Origin of the sequence: Pacificibacter marinus (genome assembly GCF_018860505.1) — a bacterium.
In the GTDB taxonomy this organism is placed as follows: Bacteria; Pseudomonadota; Alphaproteobacteria; order Rhodobacterales; family Rhodobacteraceae; genus Celeribacter; species Celeribacter marinus_B.
Map to the genome: position 1 here is coordinate 46,972 of NZ_JAHKPU010000029.1, position 24,264 is coordinate 71,235.

The window sequence follows — 24,264 nt, forward strand, 5'->3', positions numbered from 1 at the left end:
ACAGTATGAAAATCGGTATCCTACAAACTGGGCGCGCCCCTGATGAAGCCTTGCCGGATTACGGCGATTACAACGATTTTTTCGTTCATTTCCTGAAAGACAGAGATTTTGAATTTCAAACCTACGCCGTCCTCGATGGCGACTTTCCCCAAAGCCCCGCAGAGGCCCAAGGCTGGTTGATCACAGGGTCAAAGTTCGGCGCCTATGAAAACCACATGTGGATTCCCCCACTTGAGGCATTCTTACGCGCAGCCTTTGCCGCCGAAGTGCCTATTTTCGGGGTCTGTTTTGGTCATCAAATCCTTGCGCAGGCCTTAGGCGGCAAGGTCGCGAAATACGCGCAAGGCTGGTCCGTTGGTCCGCAAACCTACCAAAGTGATCTGTTTGGCGATCAAAAGATGATCGCGTGGCACCAAGACCAAGTCGTCACTCGCCCGACTTCGGCCTCTGTCGCCGGATCCTCTGCTTTTTGCGAAAACGCGATTCTCACCTATGGCAATCGCGCGCTGACCATTCAGCCGCATCCTGAGTTTTCAGTATCGTTTTTCCACACGTTGCTAGAGCATCGCGGTGACGATTTGCCTGATGCTATTCGCAAGCAAGCAAGCGCTGCCAACAGCGATAATCTATCATCATTGGCCTTTGCCAGTATCGTCGAAGACTTTTTTAAACGTCGCGGAAAATTTGCAGATTAAGCACTCCAAAGCAGCTTAGCCCAGCATAAACGCCCCGATCAAAACAAAGCCTGCAAGGAAAATACTTTGCATCACCAACAGCCCGATCGCCGGCCCGCCGACCTGTAAAATACGCGGGATAGACGTCTTCATTCCGACCGCGGCGATGGCCGTCAAAAGCGCCCAACGAGACACCACAGAGGCCAAGTCGCGCACAAACTCTGGCAACACGTGAAACGAATTCAGGGCCGCGATGATCAAAAACGCCAAGACAAACCTAGGTAGTAGCGGTGGGCGCGCTTCGCCGGGTTCAGCGTATTTGCGCAAAAACATCGAGGCAATCAGCACCACAGGTGCCAACATGGTGACGCGGATCAATTTGACCACCGTGGCCAGATCGCCTGTTTCTTCGGAAATCGAATATCCCGCGCCGACAACTTGGGCGACATCGTGAATGGTTCCGCCCAAAAACACGCCGGATTGGCGCAAATTCAACCCTAAAATATCGGCTAAAATCGGATAAAAAATCATCGCGATGGTCGACAGAACAGTCACGCTGACAACCGTGAACACCAGATCACGTTCACGGGTTTCGCCTTTGGGCAAAATCGAGGCAATGGCCATCGCAGCAGAAGCCCCACAAATGGCGACAGAACCACCCGTGAGAAAAGCAAACATCATACCGCGCCCAAAAAACCGGCCAATCAACAGTGAAAACAGAATGGTCAAAATCACCGCGATGATGATCAACGCCACCAACGCAGGCCCCAAGGCTTGCAGCATCTCGATGCTGATCCGTGCACCCAACAACGCCACGCCAAAGCGCAAAAGCCCCTTGGCAGCAAAGGCAACACCGGGTTCTGTGCGTGTCTCTTCTGACAAAAACTGCAAAGAGATGCCCAGCAGAATGGCCATCAACATCGCTGGCGCGCCGTAATGTTCTGACAAAAATTGCGCTGTCACCGCCACAAGGCCCGCGATCACAAGTCCGGGAAAAATCCGCTCTGTGGTGTGTTTCAGGTTTAGCATTGATAAGTCCTAGTTTCGTTGTAAGTCACTGGGCCAGTATGACGGCGCATCAAAAGCGGCCATCGGCGGGGATCCTGATGCGGCGATTTCGTTGAAAGAGATTGTGAAGAAGATGACGCCAGAGCAGATCGATCAGGCGCATATTTTGGTGAATGATTACAAGGTTGGGATGTACCCGTTCAGTTGATCCGGTGACAGATGATCAGGTGGGGCGCGCGCTTACAACATACACACGCACGCCCCGGATTGTTTTTAGTTCAGGTCAGCATCACGGGCTGCGTTCACATCCGCTTCGGCAGCTGCAACAGCGACATTCAATGCGTCGAAAGCCGCTTCGCCGTTTGCAACATTGGCTTTGAACCAGTCGTACACAGGGGCTGCGGCGGCTTTGAAATCCGCTTTTTGCTCTGGTGATGGCACGTAAAGATCACCGCCACCTGCGACGAATTCTTCATAGGCAGCGATGGATTTGCGCTTGGGTGAGGCGAAAGTCGCCTGTTGCAAAGCGTAGAAGCCATCAACCACAACACGGCGCATATCTTCGGGCATGGACATGAATGTCTCGTTCGACATCCACCACAAAGCGCCCATGTAAGCATGGCCATCCAAGGTCACATATTGCAAACCTGCGTCTGGGAATTTCATCCCCATAATGTCGGTGATGCCGTTTTTAGAGCCTTCAACAACGCCCGTTTGGAACGATGTGAACAGCTCAGGCCAAGGGATCGGAGTCGGGGACGCGCCCATAGCTTTCACCAGCTCTTGCGGCAAGTCAGCCACAACAGTGCGGATTTTCAGGCCTTCCATGTCGGTAGGCTCGGCAATACGGCGTTTCGTATTGGCAAAGTTGCGCCAACCGCCTGTGTTGCCAACAGTCATCAACCGGACAGTATCGCCTGAATCGGCCAAAGCCATATCGCGCAATGTACGCACAAAATCGCCAGACAGCACATGTTCCGCGATTCGGTCGTCGGCCATCAGATATGGCAGGTCAAGCACTTGCACATAGGGGAAAATGCCCGCAGCACCACCTGAGGTCGAAATGTAAATATCGACGCTGCCGTCCGCCACGCCTTGCAAACATTCCGCGCCGTTTGAACACAGCTGCGTGCCGATGAACAATTCAACCTCGATCGCGCCGTTAGACGCCGCTTCGACGTAGTTTTTGAACACCACAAGACCGTCATAGTCTTCGTCGTTTTCATTCGAATTCGCTGTCGCGCGCAGCTTGAAATCCGCCGCAGTGGCCGACAAAGCCGTCCCAGCCAAAAGCGCGGATAGCGCGAGTGTTTTAAGCGTGTTTTTGAGCATAGTAGTTCCTCCCTGATACTCTATTTTAATTGGCAAATCCGGTGAGCCTTGGAATGGTCATCGAAATCGCCGGTACGTAAGTAATTAGAAAAATCACGATCACTTCCACGGCCAAGAATGGCAAAATCGCTTTGGAAATCGCTTCGACCTTTTCGCCTGACACGGCGGAGGCCACGAACAAGATCAACCCCATCGGCGGTGTCGCCAACCCAACGGTCAAGTTGACCGACATGATGATCGCAAAGTGGATCGGGTCCACACCAAGATTGATAAATATTGGCCCCAAAATAGGCCCCAAAATGATAATCGCAGGCCCCGCGTCCAAGAACATCCCAACCGCAAACAACAGCAGGTTGATCAAGAACAACAACACCAGTGGATTGTCGGACAGCGACAAAATAAAGCTCGCCATCTGTTCAGGCGCATGGCTCAGGCTCACCACCGTTTTAAACGCCATTGCCGCGCCAACCAGCAGCAAGACCACCGCTGATGTGGTGCCCGAGCGGATCAAAATGCCAGGCACTTCTGATATCGTCAGCGTGCGCAAGACAAAGAACCCTATGAACAACGCATAGGCCACCGCGACAGCCGCCGCTTCGGTGGGCGTAAATATCCCAACCAAGATACCGCCCAGAATGATCACAGGTGTCAGCAATGGCCAGAACGCTTTCAAAGACGCCTGCCCGCGCTCGCCCCATGTGTATTTGCGACTGGCAACCGGAAAGTCATATTTGTTGGCCATAAACTTGATCATCAACATCAAACCAATGCCAATCATCGCCCCTGGCACGATCCCCGCCAAGAACAGCGCAGCCACGCTTTCGCCCATCACGTAAGCGTAAATGATCATGATCCCTGAGGGCGGAATAATCGGCCCAATAACAGACGACGCCGCCGTGATCGCAGCGGCAAATTTACGGGTGTAACCTTGCTTTTCCATAGCAGGGATCAACATCGATCCAAGCGCGGATGTGTCCGCCACAGCAGAGCCAGACAGACCGGCAAACAGCATCGACGACAGCACATTCACATGTGCCAAGCCCCCGCGCAAATGTCCCATCAAGGCTTGAGCAAATTCAACAAGGCGCATCGTGATGCCGCCTTTGTTCATCAATTCCCCCGCCAACATGAAAAACGGAATCGCCATCAAAGGAAAGCTGTCCATACCGTTGTAAACATTGCGGTACAAAAGCGTGATGTCTTTTTCTTGACCATTGAGCCAAAGCAAAAGGCCAGGGGCAGCCAAAAGCCCAAAAAAGACCGGCAAACCGATCATCAAAAAGACAAGAAAAACAGGTAAAAACCAAACCAGCATTATTCTGCCCCCCCAGCATCAGCCACAACAATCGGCGTCAGGCGGTCTTCACCGCCCAAAATCGACACCAAAGCACGTAAAATCAATTCAATATTGACGCTGGTCAGCAAAATGACCCCGACCAAAAGCGAACTCATCATCCACGAGCGCGGCACCCGCAACAGCTCTGAAAAATCAAAAGACGTGGGCACATATAACGCAGCTGTGGCGAAGCGCCCGCCAAAGCCGGTGACTTCGCCCCAACCGATTTTCACAGCAACCACCAAGACCAAGAGTGACAAAAATAAAAGCAACAGGTTGATCACCCCGCCAACAACACGCGGCAGCATCACCACCAACATGTCGATGGCGACGAAACCGCCTTGGCGAAACGCTGTCGGAGCCATCAAACCCGCCATCCACAACATGCAAAAACGCGCGGCCTCATCGGGCCACGGCAACGCGTTGTTTAGAACGTAACGATAAAAGACCTGTATCAAGATGGCGATAACCATCAAGCCTACAGCCAATGCACCCACGCCGCGCGCCACACGTAAAACGTGATGGTTCACGGCCCCTAGCGGTGCAAGCACCAGTAACAGTCCTCCCACAGACTTTCTCCTCCCATGATGACCCTTGTCAGGCCTTTTCCTCTTATATCAGTCGTCCCGAAATCCGCTCCTTTGCCGTTTTATGCCGCTTGAAAGACACCGTATTTGCCAGCAAAAAAACCAAGCGCATTGCCTTGATTGATTTCGGCCCGTGTGACTTGCCCCACCACGATCACATGATCGCCTCCAGGATGGGTCGCAACATGACGGCATTCAAGACGCGCCAAGCAATTGTTGATCAGTGGCACGCCCTGCGCGCTGGTGGTCATGTCCAAATTATCAAAGGCGTGCATGTTGCGCGCAAAGCCTTCGCAGACCTCAGCTTGGTCGTCCGCTAGAATATGGATGGCATAATGGGGGGCTGCCTCGAAATATTTGAACCGGCGCGATCCTTTGGCGGGTGACCACAGTACAAGCGCAGGGTCCAAAGACAATGATGAAAAGCTATTGGCGGTGATGCCCACAGGGCCATCGTCTGAGGCAGCTGTGATAACAGTCACCCCAGTTGCAAAACGCCCAAAGGCATCGCGTAGCAAGCGTGTGTTGTCAGCGTTGGGTTTAAAACATTCTGGCATCAATACGTTCCCCTGTCCCATTATGCGACCTCACGACCCAAGGCTGCGGTGTAGAGTTTGTACCACGTTTGGCGGTCCATTTTGACTTTGAACGCGTCCGAAATCGCGGCAATACGCGTCAAATTGTTTGTGCCCATAACGGGCAAAATCTTAGCGGGATGCGCCAAGACCCAAGCCACAGCAACTGCCGAGCGATCCACGCCGTTCTCGTTTGCAATGACGTCTAGCATACGCCCGATGTCGTCATCTGCGGTCATCAAAGCCCCGCCACCCAAAGGCGACCACGCCATGATCGGTTGTGCATTCTTTTGGTGGAACGCGATATCGCCATTGACCAAACCCTCATGCGCGGACAGCGACACTTCAAGTTGGTTGGTGACAAGTGGGGCGTTCATACCCGCTTGCAGCAAGTCCCAATCCCAAGGTTTGAAATTTGACACGCCGATGTTGCCGACTTTGCCAGAGGCCACGAGCGCATCCAAAGCAGCACCCGTTTCATGGTGGTCCATCAAAGGATCAGGGCGATGCACCAACAAAAGATCGATGTGATCGATTGCCATGCTGGTCAAAGACGCCTCGACAGAAGCATTCAGATGCGCCGCAGAGGTGTCGTAATATTTGACTGGAACATCGCTGTATTTGCCACAAGGCGCCACGATATCGCATTTGGTCACGATCTGCATTTGGTCGCGCAAGGCGGACTGACCCCGCAGGGCTGTGCCCAAAACGGCCTCGGCGGTGTAATCGCCATAGATGTCGGCTTGGTCAAATGTTGTGATCCCCTGCGCAAGGCAAGCCTCGATTTTGGCAGTCACATGTTTGACCGACGTGTCAGCGTCATCAGCCACACGCCACATGCCGTAAACAATGCGGCTCATCTCTAGGGTATCAGAAAAACGAATACGTTCCATTAACGGCGGTCTCCTGCGGCCAAAGGTGTTTGGGGGGCGCTGCTCGGCACGCGGCCATAGGCTTGCGGCATTGAGCAGGTTTTAAGATGTGGCAACACAAGGCGACCAAAGTGTTCGGCCTCATCAATGTGCGGATAGCCCGAGAAAATAAACGCGCGTATGCCCATTTTTTGGTAGGCTTCGATCTTGGACAAAACCTGATCCGCAGAGCCAACAAGCGCCGCGCCACAGCCAGATCTTGCACGACCAACACCAGTCCAGAGGTTGGGCTCGATATAGCCATACTCGTCCGCAAGTTCACGGTTCGCCGCTTGGTGCGACACGCCCAAAGACCCCGCATCCAACGCCCGTTCACGGATCATCCGGCCATAGTCGTCATCCAGTTTCGACGTGATGTATTCTGCGTATTCCTGCGCTTCTTTTTCCGTATCGCGCACAATCATATGCACCCGCAGACCGTAATCCAGCGTGCGATCATATTTCTCTGCCACAGCGTTCACAGCACGCATCCGGCCAGCCAGCTCTTCTTGCTTTTCAGGCCACATCAAATATACGTCGCAATGCTGACCGCACAGCTCCAGCGCCATCGGAGAATAGCCGCCAAAGTACAACAACGGCCCGCCCGTTTGGTACGGCACGACAGGGTCCGTTGTCAGACCCTTAAAGTTGTAAATCTCGCCCTCGTAATTGATCTCGCGCTGCGTCCATGCCTGCTTCAAAATCTCCACGACCTCGCGCGATCGTTGATATCTATAGGCACTTTCTTCCTTCTGCCCGGGGAAATCAGAGCTGATGATATTAACCGTCAAGCGCCCTTCCAACATGTGATCCAGCGTTGCCAAAGTCCGCGCCAACATGATCGGCTGCATCTCTCCGCAGCGCACTGCTGCCAGCAAATTTATGTCCGTGGTGATCGGCGCGCAGCCCGCCACAAACGACAACGTGTCTTGGCCAACTTGATACGAGGATGGGCACAAAATATTGCCAAACCCTTGCTTTTCCGCCGTTTTCACAATGTTAGAACAATGCGCCCAACTGGAGCGCAAATCCCCGTCAGGCACGCCCAAAAACTGGTAATCGTCCGAACATAGGGCTGCGAACCATGATACTTCTGCGGCGTCTAAATCTGGCGATGTGATAGGTACGATGGTCATCGCTTCCCTCCCAAGAATGCGTCTCACTTTCCACTTGCCTAGCACTCAAAATGATGTAGATCAATGGTGTATCAATTTTTTATCTCTGTTGCCTCTAAGGATCAAATCCATGAAACCGAGCGGTGGAAATCCCAACGTTTTGCCAGCCTATGTTCAGATTTCTGAACTGCTGATCCGTGACATCAGCGCGGGCCGTTTAATGGATGGTGAACGCCTTCCGCCCGAACGTGAAATGGCTAAATCCCTGAAAACATCCGTGGGCACACTGCGTAAAGCGCTCGATATTCTCGTTGAAAAAAACCTGCTTGAGCGTATCCAAGGCTCTGGCAATTACATCCGCCATGGCGGTGACAGCAACAGCATCTATGCCATGTTTCGCTTGGAACTTCTCGGCGGTGGCGGCTTGCCAATCGCGCAAATCCTTAGCATTGACGCGATGGAAAAACCGCACAGCCTGCCCCCCTTTGGCACCAGCACACATGCCACCCGAATCCGTCGCCTGCGGTTTCTCAATGAAACAATTATTGCCGTAGAAGAAATCTGGCTCGATGCAGATGCAGGCCAAGTCCCTGAAGGGGCCATTTCTGATTCGCTTTACCACTTCTACAAAGAACAGCTTGGCTTTTGGATCACCCGTGCCGAAGACCGCGTGGGCATTGGCGCAGTCCCCGAATGGGCCCCTGAAAATTTCACCAAACCCAGCGGAACACTCACCGGATATATAGAACGCTTAAGTTGGGCAGACGCCCCTGAAGCTGTCGAATTTTCACGCACATGGTTTGACACCGATCAAGCCCTCTACGTGCAACGCCTCAAATAAGGCCTGAAATAAGACCCTAAAACGGCCAGAAAAAAGGAAAGACTATGACGACCACACATTACGGCATCATCGGCTGTGGCATGATGGGACAAGAACACCTGCGCAACATCGCATTACTGCCCGATACAAAAGTCACCGCGATCTATGAGCCAGACCCAAACATGGCCGAAATCGCTGCTAGCTTTGCCCCAGATGCGCAATTTTGCGACAGTATAGACGCGCTTTTGGCAATCGAGGCTTTGGATTGCCTTGTCATCGTCAGCCCTAATTTTTGCCATATGGACCAACTGGAAAAAATCGCAGCTACGCGCCCCCTGCCCGTTCTTGTCGAAAAACCTTTGTTCACCGATCCCGCAGATGTCACGCGCCTGAAAGCCTTCCAAGACAACTACCCCGCCCCTGTCTGGGTCGCGATGGAATATCGCTATATGCCCCCAGTGGCCGCTTTGCGGTCCGCCGTCGATGACGCCACAGGCGGCATCAAAATGTTGACCATCCGCGAACACCGCTTTCCATTCTTACCTAAAGTCGGCGACTGGAATCGCTTCAATGAAAAATCAGGCGGCACATTTGTTGAAAAATGCTGCCACTTCTTTGACCTCATGCGCTTGCTGACAAAATCCGAACCCCTGCGGATCATGGCCAGTGCGGGCCAAAACGTGAATCATCTTGATGAGGTTTACGAAGGCAAACCATCTGACATTCTGGACAACGGCTATGTCATCGTAGACTTCGCAAACGGCATGCGCGCCATGTTGGAACTGTGCATGTTCGCCGAAGGGGCGCGCTACCAAGAAGAAATCAGTGCCGTTGGACCAAAAGGCAAAATCGAAGCGCTGGTTCCAGGTCCGGGTCGTTTTTGGCCAGCACATCTTGGCGATGCGCCGATTCCCCAACTTATCGTCAGCCCTCGTGATCCCAAAGGGCCCGAAGTGCGCGACATTCCCGTTGATCCGACACTATTGGAAGCGGGCGATCATAACGGCTCAACTTTTTATCAACACGAAGGTTTTCTGGCCTTGGTGCGTGGTGAGCGCGCCCTGCCCGATGTCAGTTTAAACGATGGTTGGAAAGCTGTTGCGATGGGAATGGCTGCGCAAAAAAGTGCCCTGACAGGTCAGGTTGTCACATTGGATGAATTCGCAGCACCGTAAACGCGCATGAGCCCTGCTTCATCTGCGATGTAGATGACTAATTTTAAGACCCTAACCGCGTGGTTAGGGTCTTTTAGTCTTTACAACAAATGCAACTAAGGGGCGTCAATTTAAGGCGCGTCTAAAAGACGTTCCAGCTCCGCCATAGCGATCTCAACCAACTCCTGATCCACGCGGTCGCCGTTGATCCGGATCATCCACCCCTGCCCGTCTTGGCTGCTGGCCAGTCGAACGCCTGATTTCAACTGCCGCGCACTGTGCGGCGCTGCTGGGGCTTTCTTTGGCCGCCCCCCGCGTGCTGGGTCTTTTCGGACGACGGTCAATGCAGACAATGCGGTTTCAATCTGTTGAAGTTCTTGCTCAGGCGTCGTGGGCGTGGTGATGGCCAAAGCGTCCCGCAGCTTGGCCTCATGCCCTTCACGCAGGGCGGCGGCCAGTTTCAAACCATCGCGCTCTTTCAGCATGTCAGGGAAAACCAGCATATCGCCAAGTTCTTCAAAGATCAGTGCAAAGGATCGTATTTTAGATCTCTTGGCTTTTGACGCCATCGGGAACAGCCCATTCACAGCGGCTTCGGTATTTTCAAACGCGCCCTGCTGGGCGGCGATCACCGAAATACGTCCTCGTTCATAATGGCTTAACGCGGCGCGAATTTCGTTTTCTTCGATCATCGCCGCAAAGGTGCCACCCATGGCATCAGGGTCGCGTACGATGGCTTTGATGGTATTGTACTTCGCATCTTTGGTCAGGTCTTTTAACGCTTGCACCGCGTGCAAGCGGCGGTAACCAGACAGCAGGCCGTAACGGCGCTCACCCTCAGGTTCAGACAGCTCAAACACCTCAATCGGCAATCGAAGCCCGCCTTTGGCGATCGACATTTGCAGTTCATTCATCTGCTCGGCGTCCAGAACAACGCGGTCACGCACCAAAGCGTCAGCGTGGATGGATTCCAAAAGTAATTCTTTTAGTATCAGACCCTTAGAGACAGAGTCACGTAAAATTTCGGCATCTGCGCTGTCTTTCGCAGATTTTTCGCGATCTGCCTGCGTCCGTGGATCAAATGCCCCAGCTGATTCGGCCGCCACCTGCGCAATAGGAACACTTAACGGCGCGCGCGCTGTGGTTTCGCCGCGAAACTCCTGTTCGATCTGATCCAGATCTGACGCGGATGGAGTCACCAGTTTTCTACGCTTCGCCATCTGTATTTTCCTCTGTTTTCTCTGCTTCAGCCGCCTGCAAATCGCGCCACCATGTGCCTAAAATCACCCGTTTTACTTCGGCCCAGGTCTGATCAAATGTCTCACGACCGCGCACATAGGTATCGCGATTAAAATCGCGGTAATCGGTCTCATAAATTCCCGACACTTGCTCACCCGCTTGCCCAACCATGGCCGTCACATCTTGTCGATAGGTGGTCATGAAGTCACCGAAATAGGCCTGAATTACATTGGCCAAATCCGTTTGTTGAGCGGCGTCGAAACGGGTGATAAGCGCCAAAACGGCATCCCATTCAAATCGCATTTCAGGCAATCCATCGGCGCGCCGATTGCGGTTTTCGCCTTCTTCGATTGAGGCAAAAGTGGAATAGATCATATCAAAGAATCGGCCCGTTGAGTCGAATTCCAAAAACGACGCGCCAAGGGGAACCAGCATAATGTCAGCGGCAGCCAAGGCGTTGATCGTCAGGTATCCAAGTGCTGGCGGCGTATCGAGAAAGATCAAATCATAGTCGTCAAGCAAACCGCCATCTTCGAGCGCGTTGGACAGCGCATCCCATAGCGTCCATGAGCGCAACTGCATCCGCCAAACGGGCACTTGGAATTCCGCCCAATACAAATTTAGTTGGGCACCTATGAGATCGATATTGGGCCAATGCGTCTTTTGAACGAGGTTTCGCGGCGAAACTGTTAACGCTTCGGTAAGGGTTTCGTCGAACGGAAAAGGCGCTTGCCCTGCCGCTTCACGGACCTTGTTTTCACGCTGCAATGCCAAGGCATAATCGCGGGCCAAAAGCGGGAAGGCTGTTTCCCATTCGTCGGCCACGGTCCCGCCCAATATCGATGTCATCGATCCCTGACTGTCCAAATCAATGACGAGAACCTTGTAGCCATCAAGAGCCGCTGACATCGCCAAATGAGCAGATGTGGAGGTCTTACCAACACCGCCTTTGAAATTTGCAACCGCAACGACTTTGGCTGGCAATCCCTCGGGCCGCCAAGCGGTGTATTCGCGGTTTGCGGCTCCTTCTTTACTGAAATGCTCGCGCAGTTTCTGCACATCTTCTAAGCTGAACCACTTGGAATTGCCCTCACCTTCGCCCTGCGGCAATTCCAGATTGGCTTTCAAAACACGTCGCAAATGTGCAGGAGCTACAGGAATTAGATACTTGCATATCTCCCATGTCGAAAACTTGCGCAGACGTTTTTCCCCATCCGGCGCATAGCCGCGTTTTGCCAAATCATCACGACCTCGTCCTGCGAAAGCGGCGGCCTTTGCGAAGCGTGCCGTGTTGATCGGCGCTGCCAAACTTTCTGCTGCTGCTTTCGGGTCTATATTGAAATAAGGTGGGAGGGCCTCTTTGCCCTTATTGCCTGATGTCATGATTTAGCTGCCTCTGCATGTTCGCTACTTTATGCGATATCCGTTGAAGTATGGCACATGAACTAAGAAATGTGAATCAGTTTGAAGGCCTATCCAAATTGAAAATCAAATTTAAAAACAAAGACCCATCTGTTTAGTTATTTTTATAAGACTTTAGAATCTTTATGCTTAGAAAAAATTTTAAAAATCAATATCTTATGCCATTATAGGTTCCGCAATACAGGATGAAAGGCACCTAAATGCAGGATTATGGGTGCCAATATACAGGACTTGAGGTGCTGATTCTCGGGATTGTACAGCGATTTCCGACGTTAGACCCTAAAAGTACTGGTTTAGGGTCATTTGCAAACGAATCGGATATCCTGTGTGCGAATCTTCCTAACTGATTGTCCTGTATTCGGGTTCCTTAATCAGACAATGGGCGCCTGAGGTGCCAAGTTACGGTATCACCTTTAAGGTGCCAATTGAATGCTTGAACGTGGGGACCTTATCGCAAATACTGAGGATATGAAGCACTGTGATACGAATCGCAAGAACGAGGTCAGAAAAATAGGCCCATAGGTGCGCATGAGCAAAGAGACAGGCAATGGACGATATTGAAAAAGAGACCCTGACCGGATCATTGCGGCGTGGCGCGGTGAAAAAAAACGTGGCCGCGATTCATGTCTCGGGCAAGCTGACCCTGCTTCAGCGCAAGCTGTCCAACGTGCTGTTGCTCAATGCCTATGACACGTTGATGAGCCAACAAGTGCATCAGATTGATGCGCGCACCTTGTGCATGATGATCGGCTATAATTCCAACGATATGGACACGCTCAAACAGTCGCTGCGTGGGCTGGCCGAAACTGTGGCCGAGTGGGACATGCTGGATGAGGAGGGGCGTCAAGAATGGGGCGTGTCGTCCTTGCTGAGTTATGCCAAGCTGAAAGGTGGGGTGTGTGAATACGCTTATTCACCCGCCTTGGCGCAAAAGCTGGATGACCCCAAAGTCTTTGCCTTGATCAATTTGAATATTCAGCGACGCTTTACCTCCGGGCATGCTTTGGCGCTGTATGAGAATTGCTATCGCTTTGTACGCACAGGGTCGACGGGCTGGTGGTCGCTCGACTTGTTTCGCCGCCTGATGGGGGTGTCCGAGAGTTCCTATTATGAAGTGTACAAGCATTTGAACGCCAAGATTATCAAACCGGCTGTTGCTGAGGTGAATAAGACCTCGAACATTGTTGTGACGCCTGAAACCAAAAAGATAGGTCGGTCGGTGTCTGAAATTCGGTTCAAGATTGCCGAAAATCCGCAGTTGTCGATTTTGGACTTGGATGATGGTGCGGGCTTGCGCAATTCAGACATTTACAAACGGATGCGTGCGCTTGGGGTGAGTGATCGTTTGGCGTTGCAATGGATGAATGAGCACGACGAAGCCTATGTGCGCAAGCAGGTGGATTACGTGGCGGGGCAGGGCGGTGTTAAAAATCCGGTAAGTTATTTGACCGCAGCTCTTAAACAAGACTTTAGCGGCAGTACGGTTTCGCCGCGAAACCGGCAACAGCCCTTGAGCGAAAAAGGTTCTGAGCGGGCCAAGCGGCTTGAAATTTTGCAAAGGTTGGTCAGCGCCAGATCGCCGACGCAGCGCGATGCGGATAAGCGTTTGTTTATGTCGACACTTGATGGGGCGGCGCGGTTGGACTTTGAAAATTATGGCTGGGTGTCATCGCTCAATCACGCACAGATTGTGATGTTTTGGCAAGACATCGTTCCTGGGGCCTTTGATGAGGTTGAATAAGTATTGAGGTGAGCGGGGCAGGGGGGGGCATCACGGGCGTGTCTTGGGAAACGGGATTGAGATGATGCCAGCCGTGTTGCGCGATCAATAGCACCCTGCGGCAACCGTTCTATGTTTGCGAGACTACAAAACGGGCGCAGATTCAACAACTTTGAGTTGATTTTTCTCGCGTTCACCTTTGAAATATGTTCAGAGATTGCATGAAACCAGATAGTGAATCCACCGCATGATATTTCTTGATTACATTGATCTTTATTGTGAACGCACAGCGTCAGGGTTTTGGAATGAACCAATCAATGCGCTCAGCAATGCCGCCTTTTTGATCGCAGCGTTGATCGCTTGGCGCGCACTTCAGGCTTCGGATCGGCGCGGTATCATGGATTACATACTCATCTGTTTGGCGGCCTGTATTGGCGTGGGATCATTTCTGTTTCACACCTACGCCAATGGGCAAACCGAGCTGTTGGACGTGATTCCCATTTGGACGTTTGTAATATTGTACGTCGCCACAACGGTCTTCCGCATCAGTAATGGAAACCATCTGAAAACCTTACGGATCATGTTAATTGTCCTCGTTTGTGTTGGTGTTAGCCTTTGGGCGACAAGCGGAGATGTTTCGACGCAGGATGCCGACGAGCCAGCCCTTTTAAACGGGTCTTTGCAATATCTGCCAGCATTGGTGGCGCTGTGGGCCTTTTCTATCGCGACTGTGATACGTCGCCATCCAGCCAGAATTTTGGTGATCTCGGCGGCAAGTTGTTTTACGGTTTCCTTGGGCTTTCGTACAGTCGACTTGATGACTTGTGGTGTCACTGGCGTGGGTACTCATTTCATGTGGCATGTTTTGAACGGTTCCATGGTGCTCGGGCTTTTGTTGGCGCTTATTCGGCATGTTCCTTCAGCTGGAAAATGAATCTGATGAAAAAAGCTTATGACGTTCCAGATAAGAAAGCGTGAAAAATGTTTTTACGCGTCAGATACACTACATAACACTGATTATACGCCAAAACCTCAGCGTGGGGCACATTCTAACGGATCAACGTCAAGCAGCCTCGTCAGAATGATCAACTTAGCGACACCAATTTGACGCTGGCCGCTTTTTATACAAGCGACCATAGACTGGTGACGTGGTACCTGTCTTACCAGCCCTGATTGTTATGCGTGTGAAGGTTGCAAAAGTCTGTTTTGGGCGGAACGCCCTCAGAATGGTGTCATCTCTTTATCAGGGAGCTCCAATGGCGCGATCCGTTCCATCAATTGTCCCTTATTGGCGGCGATGTCTGCAATGGTAAGATTATCCAGCACGGACATGAAGGCTGCGGTTGCCTCCTGCATTTTGCGTGACAGCACACATATGCCAATCAAAGAACAGGTGTTTTTTTCGGGGTTGAAGCATTCGACAACATCCATAGACCCTTCGTTAAGCCGGACGATTTCTCCAACGATAATGTCCTGTGCTGGGCGAGCCAGACGAAAACCGCCTCCCCGACCACGCACTGTCTCAAGATAGCCCGCCTTACCCAATTCATGCACGACCTTCATGATGTGCGGCCGCGATAGATTGTGAATGCGTGCGACATCATTGATGCGCACAAGCTCGGGCGATTTGAGCGCCGCGAGCTGCAAAGACCGCAGAGCAAAGTTTGTATAGCTGGTCAATTTCATTGGTGCATCCTATTGCCGCAGCAAAAGATATATCAAAAATATTGCTTTAGTAAATCGATATGGTTAAGTCGCCGATGAACTATTTGTTTGTAATGTATGTTAGATTGGGGTGCTGCACATGGGAGGCAGCGCTGAGGTCAACAGATTACTGCACCCTAATCACAAACGTCGGAGACACCCATGTTTGACAGTTTGACTGCTGAAACCCTCGCGCGGATGCAATTTGCGTTCACGGTGTCGTTTCATATCATTTTTCCGGCATTTTCGATCGGTCTTGCCAGTTATCTGGCCGTATTGAACGCGCTGTGGTTACGCACCCGTGACGCAACATATCTGACGCTTTTCACCTACTGGAAAAAGATTTTTGCAGTCGCGTTTGGGATGGGCGTCGTCTCTGGGATCGTGATGTCGTATCAGTTTGGCACGAATTGGTCTGTGTTCTCAGACAAGACCGGTCCTGTGCTTGGCCCACTCATGGCCTATGAGGTGCTTTCGGCTTTCTTTCTTGAGGCCGGTTTTCTGGGCATCATGTTGTTTGGCCGCGAACGGGTGGGAGATAAACTACACATGTTCGCCACAGCAATGGTGGCTTTTGGCACGCTGATGTCGGCCACATGGATTTTGTCGGTGAACTCATGGATGCAGACGCCCACAGGTTACAGTATAAACGCGCTTGGACAGTTTGTGCCCGAAGACTGGTGGGCCATCGTTTTCAATCCATCCTTTCCTTATCGGTTGGTTCATATGGTTTTGGCGGCGTATCTTACAACAGCGCTTGTTGTCGGCGGCGTTGGCGGGTTGCATCTTTTGCGCAACCGGACCGATGCGCCGGCGCGCCGGATGTTTTCTATGGCCATGTGGATGCTGATAATCGTTGCCCCGTTGCAGATACTGGCGGGCGACTTCCATGGCCTCAACACGTTAGAACACCAGCCGGCAAAGGTGATGGCGATGGAGGGGCACTATGACAGTCACCCACACGGCGCGCCATTGATATTATTCGGCATTCCAAACCCAGATGAAAAGCGGATCGATTACGCGATAGAAATTCCTCAGGTTTCCAGTCTTATCCTGAAACACAAATGGGGTGCGCCACTGAATGGGTTAGATACCATTCCAGACGCAGACGAACCGCCAGTCGCTATCGTATTTTGGAGCTTTCGCGTGATGGTTGGTCTTGGAATGGCGATGCTGGGCTTTGGGGCATGGGCCGCTTGGCGGCGTTACCGTGGTCGTTTGTATGACACGCCCATGCTGCACCGCGCTGCAATTTTGATGGGGCCAATGGGGTTCGTCGCGGTGTTAGCGGGCTGGGTGACAACCGAGGTCGGGCGTCAGCCTTTCACCGTGTATGGGGTGCTGCGAACCAGCGACAGCCTTGCGCCAGTTGCTGCACCGGCCGTGGCGGCGTCTTTGCTTGCTTTTATTGTGGTGTATTTCTTTGTCTTCGGCGCGGGCACATTTTACCTCTTGCGGATGATGAATAAACCCGCTGCGACACCGCATTTGGGCCTTAAAGACGGCCCGATCCGCACGGCAGGCAGCACACCGATCACCCAAAACAATCCAGACGCACATCCAAGTGAATAAGGTATTTTTCTATGTTTGAACTCTCCTTTATCTGGGCCGGCATTATCGCCTTTGCTGTCTTGACCTACGTGATCCTTGACGGATTTGATTTAGGTGTCGGTATTTTGTTTCCTTTCGCTGACGACGAGCGGGAAAAGGCGACAATGATGAATTCCATTGCGCCGATTTGGGACGGCAATGAGACATGGTTGGTGCTTGGCGGCGGCGGGCTGTTTGCGGTGTTTCCGCTGGCCTACGCAGTTGTGATGCCAGCGCTTTACATGCCCATCATCTTGATGCTTTTGGCTTTGATTTTTCGCGGGGTTGCTTTTGAGTACCGCTGGCGGACCAAACGCTGGAAACCCGTTTGGGACGTGGCATTCTGTGGCGGCTCGATCGTGGCGGCATTCATGCAGGGCATCGCCCTTGGCGCTTTGGTACAGGGTATCGAATACAAAGACCGCGCTTACGCTGGCGGCTGGTGGGACTGGCTGAGCGGGTTTTCTGTTTTAACAGGTCTGGCCGTTGTGATCGGCTACGCTTTACTCGGGTCCACGTGGATTATCCTTAAAACCGAGGGCGGGCTACAACGCAAAATGCAGGGGTATGCACGGTGGCTTGCCATAGCGACATTAGGATTTATTGGGCTTGCCAGCCTGCTGACGCCGTTTCAGGATCCGATCTACTTTCACCGTTGGTTCAATCTGCCCGGTAGTGTCCTGAGTGTTCTGATGCCAAGCGCCGTACTTGTCACGGCCTGGGCATTATTCTCGGGACTAAAAGCGGATAAGGATGCGCAACCGTTCTTTGCTGTGCTGGTTTTGTTTGTGTTGTGCTTTATCGGAATCGGGATCAGTTTCTATCCCAACATCGTACCGCCGAGCCTGACGATCAAAGAAGCCGCAGCACCAGAGTCCAGCCTGCTGTTTGCGCTTGTCGGTACAGTCGTTCTCGTGCCTATGATCCTTGCCTATACCGCATATGCTTACTGGGTGTTTCGCGGCAAAATCGATCCTGATGAGGGCTATCACTGATGCTGCCGATAACCGTTAAGCGTATTGGTTGGTTTATTGGTCTTTGGGTTGTCAGTGTCCTGATTTTAGCCGTCATCGCATTCGCGATACGTCTTGCGATTGGCTCTTGAGTAAAGGCGCCTAAGAGGGCCGGATTTGGCTATATATATCAAAGTCGGATCAGCGTGCCACCGTCAACGGTGGCTGCGCGGCTGTTGGTTGTGACGTGAAAATACCAACATTGATATTCTCTTTTGACATTGAGGAATTCCTCCTTTATCAGGCATTGTATCCAAGCGGATACAATGCGAAGGACCGGAGATGCCGAAATCAAACTCAACAGACATGTCGCAAGGCGGTATCGCCTATGCACGGTTGCTGGACGCGATCAGATCTGGGGTCTTCCAACCTCATGATCGCCTACGTGAAGAAGATGTGGCGGCCCGTTTGTCCCTGTCGCGTACCCCAGTCCGCGAAGCTCTGCGCAAGCTGGAAGCCGACGGAATTGTTGAGCATCGTCCACGTTTAGGGGCTGTGGTGCGTGCCTTAAGCCGTACAGAGGTGGTCGAACTGTATGAAATGCGACTGGTGCTGGAACGCACAGCAGCAGAAATGGCAGCCAAACATGCCATTGCGGCAGAAATAGATGAACTTGAAGACCTGAATGCAGAAATCGCAAAGGCCCTGAACGCGCCTGCACAGGCGGCGTCGATTAATCAACAGTTCCACCGTTGCATTTATCTGGCGACACGCAATCGCTTTTTACTTGAATCGGCTCGCGCGTTGAACAATGCCTTGATGTTGCTTGGGCCCACGACCCTCGCAGATGAAGCGCGAATTTCAATTGTATGCAAACAGCACCAAGACATCATAGACGCGATCCGCAATGGTGATGTCGAAGCCGCAGGCGCGAGTGCCGAGGCGCATCTGCAAACCTCGCTGCGCCATCGTCTTGAGGTCATGCGCGGATGAAACATCTTTTTGTAACATATATAATTGCTGCCGCTGGCGTTGGGGTCTTTCACCTGCTGGATTTGCCTTTACCATGGCTGATTGGTCCAATCGTTGCGTGTTTGATTGCCGCTTTGGCTGGGGTGCCCATGAAGGGCAACAAATTGGTGAATGATGCGATGCGTTCCATCCTTGGGGTGGCTGTCGGCGCGACCTTCACGATGACGATTTTGGTTTCCATGATTTCGATGTGGCCAACCTTGTTGATGATCCCTGTGATGGTTGCGGCTATCGGATTGATCGGCATTCCCTATTTTCAACGGATCTGGGGGTTTGATTTTGCCACCAGCTATTACTGCGCGATGCCTGGGGGCTTGCAAGACATGTTGGCGTTTGGCGAAGAAGCTGGCGGGGACGTGCGCGCGCTGTCATTGGTTCATGCCACTCGGGTTATGGTCGTCGTTGTGGCGCTTCCGTTTATTTTGCAAGGCTATTGGGATGTCGATTTGTCGAGCCCTCCCGGTGATCCCGCGTCGTCTATCGCGCCATCGCAATTGATCATTATGGCGCTTTGCGGCCTCATTGGATGGCGCGTGGCCAAGGCGCTTGGGATGTTCGGGTCCTCCATTTTAGGGCCGCTGATCCTTGCTGCTATTTTGGCCTTGCTTGGAATCTTGCACCACCGCCCGCCTGCCGAAGCGATCTGGATGGCGCAGTTTTTCATTGGTATGACTGTCGGGGCCAAATACGCTGGTGTCACGATGCCAGAGGTGCGCAAAGACGTGAGCGCCGCCCTTGGGTTTTGCGTGATCCTTATTATAATGACTGTCATCTTTGCAGAGATCATTCATCTGGCAGGTCTCGCGCCGCCTATGGAAACGCTTTTGGCCTTCGCCCCCGGCGGTCAGGCTGAGATGACAGTGCTCGCGCTGGTTGTTGGGGCTGATATGGCCTTTGTCATCGCCCATCATGTTCTGCGTATTTTTGTTGTGATCCTTGGGGCACCGATTGCCGCTAAGATTTTGAATCCCAGACATCAGGGTTGATCATATGGATCGGATCACCCGCAGCATAGGCGTTGATTTGGTCAAAAATATCACTGAATTGCAGATCAAACTCGTCCTCGGTTACATAGCCAATATGCGGCGTGGCCAGAACATTAGGGTGTGTGGCCAAAACATGATTCCTGTCGCGCATCGGCTCATCATCAAAGACGTCAACCGCAGCAAACAAGCGTCCCTTCATGATTTCGGCCTCAAGCGCGCCTTTGGCAACCAATCCAGACCGTGATGTGTTCACGAACAGCGCGCGAGGGGCCATCGCGGCCAGATCGGCACCTGTGATGATGCCTTTGGTTTGGGGCTTCAGGCGGACATGAAGGCTGACTATGTCAGATGTGGCAAAGAATGCGTCGCGGCTTGATGCTACCTGTTGCCCACCTTCAATTGCGCGGGCGCGCCCAGACTCGGAGCCCCACCATTGTACAGTCAGACCCAAGGCTCTTGCATATTCGGCAAGAGCGCCGGCGATCCGGCCATATCCGTAAAGGCCCAATGTGCGCCCTCGCAACGTGCGCCCGACCCCCATCTGCCAAGTGCCATCTTGCAACGATTTGGCTTGCTGGGGAATCTGGCGGTAGCTGGCAAGGATCAGTGCGAGCGTCATTTCTGCTGCTGCATAAGAGGGTGTGTCGCTGTGCATATTCGAACTCAACAGCACGTTATTTGCAGTGCAGCTTTCCACATCCACATGTGGGTAGGCTGAGCGTTGGCTGATAAGTTTTAGATTTGGTAGGCGCGTCAAAAGGTCGGCACCAATTTTGGTGCGTTCACGGAACAGCACAAGGCAGTCTGCATCCGCGACCCGCGCTGCCAATTTTTCGGGGTCAGGTTCATGATCGGTCCAGACCTTGACCTCATGATCTTTCAATTTGGCAAAGCACGGCAAGCTTTGAAGGGTATCAAACCAGTCATCCAGTATATGAATTTTCATTTTGTGCACTCCAAATTTCGCGTGGCACCATGACGTCACCACGTGCCAAAAGCCGTGCGGTCCGCACAAGCCCTGCGGATTTCAACACGATGCCACCGGCGTTGATTTCATAGTCGACCAACACATCGATTAAACCTGAGGCATGCTCAAGCGTGATTTTTGCGGGGCTTTCGTTCGGCAAATGCGCCAAACCTGACGCCACACTTTCAGGAGTCAAAACGCAAGATGCAAGGCATTGAGCCCCTGTGACAGCCATCGTTGGATGCGCAGTCCATGGCATGAAATAACGCGCAGCAACGGCGCCGCCGTCTTGCGGAGGTGCCAAAAGGCCGAATTTCGGCGTCACAGATGATGCGACATCCCTGATCCCCATCGCTTCGCCTGCCTGAATACGTACGGCTTCCATTGCGGCAAAGAAATCGCGGTTTTCGTTCAACTCAGCCGCTGTTTCATAGCCCGTCAGCCCAAAGGCATCTGCACGCGCGATGACCATCGGCATGGCAACATCCATACAAGTCACTTCGATCCCGTTAAAGGTGTCTCGCAGATTTCCTGTGGGTAAAAATGCCCCCGTTGCGCCCCCCACGGTGTCCATGAATTGCAATTGCACCGGTGCGGCTGTGCCCGGCACGCCGTCGATGGCGGTCTCGCCAACATAGGCCACGCCATCCGGTCCGGTTTGAACCGTTGCAATGACCCGTGCGCCTGTGTTCACGGCCAAGATTTTGATCGTCGTGGTCGCGCCTGTTGCGGGCATAAGTCCCATTTCAATCGCAGCGGGACCAACCCCAGACAAGATATTGCCGCAGGTCGGCTTGAAATCAACCTGTTTGTCCTCGACGCTGACTTGCGCGAAGAAATAGTCGATGTCCGCCCAGTCGTCTTGTGATTGCGACAGCATCGCCACTTTGGTGGTGACGGCATTGCCGCCACCTATACCATCGATGTTAAGCGCATGGCCTGATCCCACGGCCGCGATAAGCACTTGCGCCAGTGTTTCGCGATCTTGGGGCAAATCGGTACGGTTAAAGTAAGGTCCTCGCGAGGTGCCCCCACGCATGAACAAAAACGGGATTTTCGTTTGGGTCATGACAGTGGCCAGGGCAAGCGGACGAATTCTTGTAACAACCCCGGAGGGAAATCACGGTTCAATGTTGCCGCCATCGCGCAGATGAACGCGATGCCTGAGGCGGCATAAAGCCCCGCGTAAACCCAACTTTTTTCAGCTCTGTAGCGGATGAAGGTCACCAGAAAGACTGCCAAGGCGATGATAAACCCGAACACTGCGGTGCCCGCTAAAAGGGCTGCGAACCAAGCAAGTGTTGACCAAAGCCCATGCGTATTTATTTCTGCGTCTTGTTTTTCTCGATCCGCGAACAGGGCGTTTGTGTCAGGTGAATACCGCATCTGTACAAGCAAAATCGCCAAACATATCAACGTAACAGTGGCCACAAAAACTGGGAACACACGGTCCATGCGGGCATAATCTGGGATCAGGGACGCGTTAAAATAAGCCAGTGCAACATAGGCTGTGATGGCGAGTAAAAAGATCAGCGGTGCGCGCTTTTTACCGTTTTTAACATCGCCTTCTGCCAAGATTGATTTGGCATTTTTTAAGCCAACAACAACAGAAATAACGGTGATGATGATCAGAATAATCACAATAGGGCTGAACACATAATCGATACCCTCTTCAAAGCTACGCCGGAAACGGGATGCCGCGATCTGGTAGGCTTGATTGGTGTAACGTTCGGCAGGAGAGGCCAAAACGAACCCGATCAAGAATGCAGGCCGTGACCAATCAAAGCGGCGCAACAAAATACCCAGCAAACCAAGGCCAAACAGAGTCACCAAATCCATGATAGATTGGCGTGACTGAAAGGCCGCGAAGGCGATGATCATGAACAAAAAGGGTGCCAAAAGGGCGAAGCGGATGTTGGTCAGTCTAGCGATAGGACCGGAGGCCGCGATGCAAACAAGAGTGCCAACAACATTCGCTAAGGCCAAAAGCCATACGATTGAGTAGGTGATATCGAGATTGTTCTTGAGCATAGAGGGGCCAACCTCGATATTTCCGCTGCCCAGTAGGGCAATGCCCGAAATAAAGATGGCCATAGACCCAGATCCCGGAATGCCAAACAAAAGCGTGGGCACCAGACCGCCACCCTCTTTGGCGTTGTTCGAACTCTCAGGCCCAATCACTCCACGCACGTCGCCTGACCCGAATTGCGATTTGTCTTTGGCCGTTTGAATCGTATGACCATAAGCGATCCAATCGACAACGGAACCGCCAAGTCCTGGGATGACGCCAACAGTGACACCAATCAACGAACAGCGGACTGAAAGCCAGATATTGGCCCACCAATCCTTTACGCCGTCAAGCCACCCCCCGCCAATCGCCGCGCGATCCGAGATGGCTTTGTCTTGACGCAAGAGAGCCACGATTTCAGGTATAGCAAAAATGCTGAGGCCAACGATCACCAGCTTAAGGCCATCCATCAGATAGGGCGTGTCAAAGGTCGACATGCGCAGAGCGCCAGCACTGGACCCTTGCCCAATCGTGCCGATCAATACGCCAAGCCCCGCCGCAGCAATGCCTTTCACGGCAACGCGTCCAGCAAGAATTCCGACCATCGAAAGCCCAAAGATCGTGATCATCAACAATTCAGGGGTTTGGAACATCAATACGATGGGCCGCGCGATCAGAATAAAGACCGACAAGAATGCAGCGCCTAACAGCCCTCCAAACAACGAGGAGGAGAAGGCTGCAGACAAAGCACGGGCGGCTTGGCCTTTCTTTGCCATCGGAAACCCGTCTAAAACCGTCGCCTGTGACGCTGACGACCCGGGGATGCCCATCAAAACAGATGAGAATGTATCAGAGGTTGGAACGACCGCGACCATACCAACCATCAAGGCCAAGCCGGTCAACGGCTCCATGCCAAACATAAAGGGCAGCAAAAGTGACAGGCCAGCGATACCGCCCAATCCTGGGAACACACCGATGCAAAGCCCCATAAGCACACCAAGAACCAAATAGCCCAAGACATGTGGTTGTAAAATCATGGCAAAAGCATCGCCAAGCGCAGGAAGCGCTGTCGCTAGAACATCCATCCGAAGTCCCCAAATTTGAGATTAAACTGCGTGGGCCCCCACCATT

Annotated in this window: 23 protein-coding genes; 10 read left to right on the plus strand and 13 right to left on the minus strand. The window is 52.6% G+C overall.

What is annotated here, in order from left to right; all coding sequences use genetic code 11:
* Positions 1 to 5 precede the first annotated feature (5 nt).
* A complete protein-coding gene (locus KO503_RS10080) occupies positions 6 to 695 on the plus strand; it encodes a type 1 glutamine amidotransferase (RefSeq protein WP_215991432.1) in 690 nt (229 codons plus the stop codon).
* Positions 696 to 710: 15 nt separating this feature from the next.
* Here the strand turns inward: KO503_RS10080 and KO503_RS10085 are convergent, their stop codons facing one another.
* The 7 genes from KO503_RS10085 to KO503_RS10115 all read right to left on the minus strand — a co-directional run bounded on the left by KO503_RS10085 (position 711) and on the right by KO503_RS10115 (position 7,559).
* Positions 711 to 1,703 carry a YeiH family protein gene (locus KO503_RS10085; protein WP_215991433.1) on the minus strand — a complete coding sequence of 331 codons (993 nt, stop codon included), beginning with the start codon at positions 1,701 to 1,703 and terminating at the stop codon, positions 711 to 713.
* Between the two features lie 252 nt (positions 1,704 to 1,955).
* Positions 1,956 to 3,014 carry a TRAP transporter substrate-binding protein gene (locus KO503_RS10090; RefSeq protein WP_215991434.1) on the minus strand — a complete coding sequence of 353 codons (1,059 nt, stop codon included), beginning with the start codon at positions 3,012 to 3,014 and terminating at the stop codon, positions 1,956 to 1,958.
* A gap of 25 nt (positions 3,015 to 3,039) precedes the next feature.
* Positions 3,040 to 4,329 carry a TRAP transporter large permease gene (locus KO503_RS10095; protein WP_215991435.1) on the minus strand — a complete coding sequence of 430 codons (1,290 nt, stop codon included), beginning with the start codon at positions 4,327 to 4,329 and terminating at the stop codon, positions 3,040 to 3,042.
* Entirely contained in the window at positions 4,329 to 4,919 is a 591-nt protein-coding gene (locus tag KO503_RS10100; protein WP_215991436.1) for a TRAP transporter small permease, read from the minus strand. Before KO503_RS10100 ends, KO503_RS10095 begins: the two co-directional genes overlap by 1 nt.
* Positions 4,920 to 4,999: 80 nt before the next feature.
* Positions 5,000 to 5,494, minus strand: a complete 495-nt coding sequence (locus KO503_RS10105) for a flavin reductase family protein (RefSeq protein ID WP_252731033.1) — start codon at positions 5,492 to 5,494, stop codon at positions 5,000 to 5,002.
* Positions 5,495 to 5,514: 20 nt separating this feature from the next.
* Positions 5,515 to 6,405 (minus strand): aldo/keto reductase, encoded by an 891-nt coding sequence (locus KO503_RS10110; RefSeq protein ID WP_215991438.1) that lies wholly within the window; start codon positions 6,403 to 6,405, stop codon positions 5,515 to 5,517.
* A complete protein-coding gene (locus KO503_RS10115) occupies positions 6,405 to 7,559 on the minus strand; it encodes an LLM class flavin-dependent oxidoreductase (protein ID WP_215991439.1) in 1,155 nt (384 codons plus the stop codon). Before KO503_RS10115 ends, KO503_RS10110 begins: the two co-directional genes overlap by 1 nt.
* Positions 7,560 to 7,668: 109 nt before the next feature.
* Between KO503_RS10115 and KO503_RS10120 the strand changes: the two genes are divergently transcribed.
* Both KO503_RS10120 and KO503_RS10125 read left to right on the plus strand, forming a co-directional pair.
* Positions 7,669 to 8,379 carry a GntR family transcriptional regulator gene (locus KO503_RS10120; RefSeq protein WP_215991440.1) on the plus strand — a complete coding sequence of 237 codons (711 nt, stop codon included), beginning with the start codon at positions 7,669 to 7,671 and terminating at the stop codon, positions 8,377 to 8,379.
* A 44-nt stretch (positions 8,380 to 8,423) separates the two neighbouring features.
* Entirely contained in the window at positions 8,424 to 9,533 is a 1,110-nt protein-coding gene (locus KO503_RS10125) for a Gfo/Idh/MocA family protein (RefSeq protein ID WP_215991441.1), read from the plus strand.
* A 110-nt stretch (positions 9,534 to 9,643) separates the two neighbouring features.
* Here the strand turns inward: KO503_RS10125 and KO503_RS10130 are convergent, their stop codons facing one another.
* Positions 9,644 to 10,732 (minus strand): ParB/RepB/Spo0J family partition protein, encoded by a 1,089-nt coding sequence (locus KO503_RS10130; RefSeq protein ID WP_215991442.1) that lies wholly within the window; start codon positions 10,730 to 10,732, stop codon positions 9,644 to 9,646.
* Positions 10,719 to 12,134, minus strand: a complete 1,416-nt coding sequence (locus KO503_RS10135) for an AAA family ATPase (protein ID WP_215991443.1) — start codon at positions 12,132 to 12,134, stop codon at positions 10,719 to 10,721. Before KO503_RS10135 ends, KO503_RS10130 begins: the two co-directional genes overlap by 14 nt.
* Before the next feature lie 586 nt (positions 12,135 to 12,720).
* Between KO503_RS10135 and KO503_RS10140 the strand changes: the two genes are divergently transcribed.
* On the plus strand, positions 12,721 to 13,914 hold the full coding sequence (locus KO503_RS10140; protein WP_215991444.1) for a replication initiation protein: 1,194 nt from the start codon (positions 12,721 to 12,723) through the stop codon (positions 13,912 to 13,914).
* A gap of 226 nt (positions 13,915 to 14,140) precedes the next feature.
* A complete protein-coding gene (locus tag KO503_RS10145) occupies positions 14,141 to 14,827 on the plus strand; it encodes a ceramidase domain-containing protein (protein ID WP_215991445.1) in 687 nt (228 codons plus the stop codon).
* 287 nt (positions 14,828 to 15,114) lie between these two features.
* On the opposite strand, the gene KO503_RS10150 is transcribed toward KO503_RS10145, so the two are convergent.
* The gene (locus KO503_RS10150) at positions 15,115 to 15,579 is read right to left on the minus strand and encodes an RrF2 family transcriptional regulator (protein WP_215991446.1); all 465 of its coding nucleotides are present in this window, start codon (positions 15,577 to 15,579) and stop codon (positions 15,115 to 15,117) included.
* Positions 15,580 to 15,759: 180 nt separating this feature from the next.
* On the opposite strand from KO503_RS10150, the gene KO503_RS10155 reads away from it, so the two are divergent.
* From KO503_RS10155 to KO503_RS10175, 5 genes are all read left to right on the plus strand, one after another.
* Positions 15,760 to 17,169 carry a cytochrome ubiquinol oxidase subunit I gene (locus KO503_RS10155; protein ID WP_215991447.1) on the plus strand — a complete coding sequence of 470 codons (1,410 nt, stop codon included), beginning with the start codon at positions 15,760 to 15,762 and terminating at the stop codon, positions 17,167 to 17,169.
* An 11-nt stretch (positions 17,170 to 17,180) separates the two neighbouring features.
* Positions 17,181 to 18,182: a cytochrome d ubiquinol oxidase subunit II gene (gene cydB / locus KO503_RS10160; RefSeq protein ID WP_215991448.1), complete on the plus strand. Its 1,002-nt coding sequence runs from the start codon at positions 17,181 to 17,183 to the stop codon at positions 18,180 to 18,182.
* Entirely contained in the window at positions 18,182 to 18,292 is a 111-nt protein-coding gene (locus KO503_RS18015; RefSeq protein ID WP_215991449.1) for a DUF2474 family protein, read from the plus strand. The genes cydB and KO503_RS18015 overlap by 1 nt, the downstream gene beginning before the upstream one ends.
* A 190-nt stretch (positions 18,293 to 18,482) precedes the next feature.
* Entirely contained in the window at positions 18,483 to 19,133 is a 651-nt protein-coding gene (locus KO503_RS10170; protein ID WP_215991450.1) for a GntR family transcriptional regulator, read from the plus strand.
* Entirely contained in the window at positions 19,130 to 20,158 is a 1,029-nt protein-coding gene (locus KO503_RS10175) for an AbrB family transcriptional regulator (protein WP_215991451.1), read from the plus strand. The genes KO503_RS10170 and KO503_RS10175 overlap by 4 nt, the downstream gene beginning before the upstream one ends.
* Here the strand turns inward: KO503_RS10175 and KO503_RS10180 are convergent.
* The 3 genes from KO503_RS10180 to KO503_RS10190 are packed head-to-tail and all read right to left on the minus strand — an operon-like array spanning position 20,127 to position 24,218.
* The gene (locus KO503_RS10180) at positions 20,127 to 21,104 is read right to left on the minus strand and encodes a D-2-hydroxyacid dehydrogenase family protein (protein ID WP_215991452.1); all 978 of its coding nucleotides are present in this window, start codon (positions 21,102 to 21,104) and stop codon (positions 20,127 to 20,129) included. The two genes, KO503_RS10175 and KO503_RS10180, sit on opposite strands and share 32 nt — an antisense overlap.
* On the minus strand, positions 21,082 to 22,194 hold the full coding sequence (locus tag KO503_RS10185; protein ID WP_215991453.1) for a 4-oxalomesaconate tautomerase: 1,113 nt from the start codon (positions 22,192 to 22,194) through the stop codon (positions 21,082 to 21,084). Before KO503_RS10185 ends, KO503_RS10180 begins: the two co-directional genes overlap by 23 nt.
* Positions 22,191 to 24,218 (minus strand): tripartite tricarboxylate transporter permease, encoded by a 2,028-nt coding sequence (locus tag KO503_RS10190; protein ID WP_215991454.1) that lies wholly within the window; start codon positions 24,216 to 24,218, stop codon positions 22,191 to 22,193. The genes KO503_RS10185 and KO503_RS10190 overlap by 4 nt, the downstream gene beginning before the upstream one ends.
* Positions 24,219 to 24,264: the final 46 nt, after the last annotated feature.